The 5,722-nt window shown below is 24.0% G+C and carries 2 protein-coding genes and 1 pseudogene; all 3 read right to left on the bottom strand.

Going from position 1 to position 5,722, the window contains the following annotated elements; genetic code table 11:
• A pseudogene (locus tag GFU93_RS04420) lies at window positions 1–391 on the bottom strand (hypothetical protein); the annotation flags it as partial.
• A gap of 484 nt (window positions 392–875) precedes the next feature.
• Window positions 876–3,257: an outer membrane beta-barrel family protein gene (locus GFU93_RS04415; RefSeq protein WP_160567565.1), complete on the bottom strand. Its 2,382-nt coding sequence runs from the start codon at window positions 3,255–3,257 to the stop codon at window positions 876–878.
• A gap of 408 nt (window positions 3,258–3,665) precedes the next feature.
• The coding region (locus GFU93_RS04410) for an outer membrane beta-barrel family protein (RefSeq protein ID WP_160567563.1) at window positions 3,666–5,722 on the bottom strand (2,057 nt) is incomplete at its 5' end.

Genomic DNA, 5,722 nt, shown 5'->3' with positions numbered 1-5,722 from the left:
AATTTTCAACGTTAAATATGGTTCGATCTATTTTTCGCTCTATTAATTTTTTATTTCCTGTTACAACCACTTGCTGAATTTCCTTACCTGAAGATAATTTTATGATTCCTAAATCCTTATTTTCTTTAAGCATAAATGAATTGGAATATAATTCTTCACTATCTTTTTCAATTTTTAATTCGTATAACCCTTCATATAATCCCTCAAAAATAAAACTGTTGTGATCAACTATATGAGTAGTTATTATGATTGAATCTTTATTGATTAAAGAAATTTTCAGATGAACTCCGGATTTATTTTCGTCCCAATCCAACCTTCCTTTAACAATGATTTCTTGAGAATAGGAATAAATACATATTAATGCAGTAATTAATAAATAGTAAATTTTCATAGTTTCGTTCTAATAAAGCCACTACAAGTTTATAGCAAAAAAACAATATTTAAAAATTTATTATATTGTTTAAACAAATTGTTAAATAATTTTCAATTTATTGAAAACATATTAGGATAAAATTTAAACAAAAATTTATTTTATTTTTATTTAATTAAAAAAAATTAAAATATTTTATCTCTATTGTGTATATTTAAATATTTTTATGATTTTTATCATATAACGTGTGTTTATTATTTTGGATTAATATTTAATTTTTAAACTAAATGTTAAAAATAAATAATATAATACCCGTTTTTTAATCCCTAGATTTTATGGTATTGTAAAAAAATTGATTTTATAGAAAGAAAGGAATGAGCTAATTACGTATTTAATACGTATATTATTAGTGTTAATTTTTAACTAAATGGAAATAAAGTTACGAGTTAAATTACGTCTCTGCTTTGCCTAAAGTGTCAAATAAATATTGGCCTATTTCAAAAATTTAATTTATTCGTTCTTTCTCTTCTTCATTACCTAATTTTCTTTTTCCTAAATTAAGTTTATTATTACCTAATTTATATACTATCGATATTTGAAAAAAATGATTAGTATCCCCATACCAGCTATACGTCTGCTTTATGCTGTTTGTAAAATCAGTGTATTTAGGCTTATTGGTTTGAAAAATATCTTCTCCCGAGATTGTTATTTGCAATTTTTTTTGTAAAAAAAACATTCTGAAAGCTAAATCAATACTTTGATATGAATTTATTTTACTTATCTCATCTACTCCTTTACCACTATAGATCCATTTTATATTAAATATAAAATTTTTATTCTTGTGTAAGTAAAAGGAATTATCTGTTGAAAAATAGAATAACCAACCCATATTGCGGATTTTTCCTATTTGTGGATTATCTGACTTATATTCGGAATACTGTAAGTTCATTTCATTATTACTTTCCCACCAAGGAATTTCTGAAAATAAATAGAATATATCTAAATTTGAAGTAGATGAATTTACAGCATTCAATTGAGTAGAAACTTGTGTTTTATCAATAGTATTTAATAATGTCACATCTGTGTATTCATTTTTCACCCTTGAATAAGACAAAGAAACTGATAAATCTTTATACTCATAATTTAATTCGAAATTATGTGTATAATAAGGTTTTAGATCAGGATTCCCTGTTATATAGGAATTAGGAGTTAAATATTGTTTAAATGGATTTAAAACGGAAAACTTTGGTCGATGTATTCGCCTTCCATAATTTAAGGATATTACATTTTCTTCATCCATAGTATAAAAAAGATAGGCCGTTGGAAAGAGTTTTATATAACTATTTTTGTTTATTTGTTGCATAGTTTTAGATATGCCTTTTACCTGAGAAACTTCCATTCTTAATCCTAGCTGAGCCTTCCATTTAGCGTTAATTTCTTTAGATGTGTTCACATATAAACTTTCAATATTTTCTTGATATGTAAAATGATTACTATTAATTGTATCCGGAATTGGAACATTCTCTATATTCAAAGTATAATAAGAGTATTTATTATCAACATGGTTAAAAGAAATCTTGCCGCCATAATTAAATTTAATATTAGAAAATGGATGCTCCATATCTAGTGAGGTAGAATAATTTTCTAATTTTTGATCTAAATAATTTTTCGCTACATCCGTTTCATCAACAATTTGATCATGCAAAATATAATTTGAATGAAACATACTACGAGGTTCGTTATTAAAACTAATATAATTAATATCCAAATTTAGCAACCGCCCTATACTGTCTATTTTATATTGAGTATGAAAATTAGCAATATGTATTTGTGAATTTTCTTTTATTAAAGTTGGAGTGTGAATAATGTTATAAGATTTATTACCTTCAATATCTACCAACGAATTTCTTTTCCCTATGAAATTAGATTGAGAATATGAATAATTTCCGCCTAAAGTAATATGATTATTTAATTTATAATCAAAATTTGTTCGAAATGATGGTTTTCTACTTTTATCTGTACCATTAAATTTATTATACCACAATCCATCAGGGTAATAATAATTAATTTTATTTGTGAAATCACTAAATGTAAAATTATTAAATATATTAGCCGATACTGAGATTTTATTTTTATTAAAATTAAAATCAGCACCTTGACCGGAAGAAGTATGATGCGATTGTTTTAGATTTTCTTGCAAAGAAAGATTCCATGAATCTTTTTTTGCTTTTTTTAAAAGAATATTGATCAATCCACTATTACCTTCCGCTTCATATTTTGATGGCGGGTTCGTAATAATTTCTATACTTTTTATTGCTTCTGATGAAAAACTTTGTAAATAATTAATGAGTGATTCACCTGATAATTCAACTATCCTATTATCAATCATAATTTTGACAGAGTTTTTACCTATAATTTTAATATTACTTCCATCAAACTTTAATTTAGGGGTCTTCTTCAATACATCAAGAGCAGTACCAGAAGAGGAGGCAAAAGATTTTTCAACGTTGAAAACCATTCTGTCTATTTTTCGCTCAATTAATTTTTTATTACCTGTTACTAGTATTTGCTCTAATTCTTTAGTTGGGAATATTTTTATTTCTCCTAAATCAATGTTTTGTTTTACATCCAAATTTTTCTTATAAATACTTTTACCCCACTGTTTTACATTTAAAGTATAAACACCTTGCGATATATCATTAATGATAAAAAAACCGTCTTCTTCTACAATAGTATTTTTAATTATAGAATCATGTTTATATAATAATATCTCGGCTAAATTTTCAATAGCTGAATTTTCGATACTTATTTTCCCTTTTATTTTAAATGACTGAGAAAAAGATATGTAAAAAGAAAATAATAGAATTGTAAGAAATTTAAATTTCATAATAACATTCTCATTCAAAGGCGCAAAACTATAATAATAAAACAATAAACCAAACAATTTTATTCGTTTTAAGCCTTGATAACAATTTAACTAAATCTAAATATTATTAAAATAAGATAAATTTATTTTTTTTTCCTTGAAATTACTTTATACTTATTTTTATCTTGAATAAAGTGAAATATTTTTATTTTAAATTATAATTATTTTAAAAAATGATTTTTTATCATAATTGAAATATGATTTTTTTATTTAAGAATAAATTTAGGATTATGTACCCAATTCCAATTGATTTTAAACCAGTTTATAATAATTTGACTTTAATCTTGCTAATTGGCTTTGATTTCCTATTTTTTGAATTTACACTCTTTTTAAAGATAAAAATAGATTGTCTTATAAATATCATATAGCTTATTTAGCTCTGATCTGTTCTTCCTCATTACCTGTTTTGATAGACTTTGATTTTATTGAATTATTCCCAAAATTATATTTTATCGAAAACCGTAGATTTTGTGAAAATTCATAATCAGTAATTTTATTCTTATTTTGATTGTATACACTATATACTTTATATTTAAATGTTTTAAAAATATCATTGGCATATAAGGAAAGCACTAAATTTTTATCAAGAAAAAGACATTTCAATCCTGCACTAAAATTTGAAAAGGATTTCAATTTATCCGTCCCATCATACTGAGGAAAATTATATTGATATACTATGGTAAAATATGCAGTTTTATTTCTATTTAGAAATAAATTATTATTTGTCTCTAAGCTTGAACTTATAGTATTATTTGAATTAAAACCTTCAATTTTAGATTTATTTTCTTTATAAAATAAATTTAATGTAAGAGTACTTTCCCAAAATTTAAATGTATTGAATACATAATTTTGATTTAGACCTACGGAATACTCGTTGACACTGTTTTCAAATTTATAATGCAAATAATTAGTGTCGTCCTCTTTTAAGTAATTTACCATATTTATCACATCTTCCGCTTTATAAAAATAAATCCCACTGGTCCACTTATTTTTCCAGGTATAATTCAATTCTAAATTATCTGAATTTGAAGAATGTAGATATGGATTACCTGCTTGTGTTGTATTTTTATTTATATGAAGAACAAAGGGATTTAATGCCCTATACCAAGGTCTATTTATACGTCTTGTATAGGTAAATGTAAAAGTATTTTTTTCATTTAACACATACGATAAATAAAAGCTCGGAAACAATTCAATTGAATTAGATTTATATTCTTCTTTAGATACTATGGAATTAATTTTGCTTTGAAAGCTTTCCAATCGTAATCCGATTTGTATTTCCCATTTATCCAAAATTTTTCTTTTACCTGAAAAATAAATCGCTTGAATGTTTTCTTTATATTCCAAAAGATCTTTGTATTTTTCTTGAAAATCATTTTTTCCTTCTTTATTTTCACTATAGCCTATATTATTAGCTATTTTACTATGCGATATTTTAATTCCATAATCTATTCCCAAATTTTTTAATTTTTGCTCTATATCTAAATTTCCAGAATAATTTGAAATTTTTTGATTATTTGTATCAAGAGAGGCAAAATCGTTTGTAGGTAAATACGAATCAAAATCTATATAATCTTTTGAATTTAAAATTGCATTTTCTTTTCTCGTATTTTTAAAATAATTCAAATTAAATTTAATCTTACTTCCCAGACTATCCAATTTATAGTGTGTGTAAAAATTCGAATAAAAGTTTTCTCTTTCTTCGATTTCTTTTGACACACTATTCGTCAAAATATTTGGATTTAATAAATTATATTGATATTGTTTATTATACAGATTTAAAGAACCTTCTGTTTTCTTATACAATATGTGAACACCTAAATTTAATTTCTCTATTATTTGATAATCCAAATCAAGGTTTCCATTAAAGTATTTTTTTAGCTTAAAATTACTATTAATATAATTATTGATATTTTTATCAGTAAATTCACTATATTTATTGATCAGTTGTGAAAAATTTTTACCATTATAAAAATCTATAGCAGTATTGAATGTTATTTTTTTATAATTAAATGTAAATCCTAAATTTTCATTAAATAACGCATATTTAGCCTGTTTATAAGTCCCACCTATATAACTGTTCCAATTATTCTTTTTACTTGTTTTTAAAACAATATTTATTAATCCAGAATTTCCTTCAGCATCGTATTTCGCAGGAGGTGCGGTGATCACTTCAATTTTCTTAATATTATCAGATGAAATGGATTTTAAATAATTAATTAAATCATCATCAGATAGTGGAATGATCTTATCATTAACTAATACTTTCAAGCTACTTTTACCGACCATGGATATTTGATCATTTTTAACTTGTATTCCCGGAGTTAATTTCAATACATCCAAACCATCTCCTCCTGAGGTTGCAGCTGAATTTTCAACGTTAAATATGGTTCGATCTATTTTTCGCTCTATTAATTTTTTATTTC

Source organism: Apibacter sp. B3546, assembly GCF_009827885.1.
Classification (GTDB): Bacteria; Bacteroidota; Bacteroidia; order Flavobacteriales; family Weeksellaceae; genus Apibacter.
Note: the sequence above shows the minus strand (reverse complement) of the source record. Positions and strands in the feature narration are given on the sequence as shown.

Coding starts and splice junctions, on each gene's coding strand:
- GFU93_RS04415 (WP_160567565.1), bottom strand. CDS start 3,257: ATGAAATTTAAATTTCTTACAATTCTATTATTTTCTTTTTACATATCT.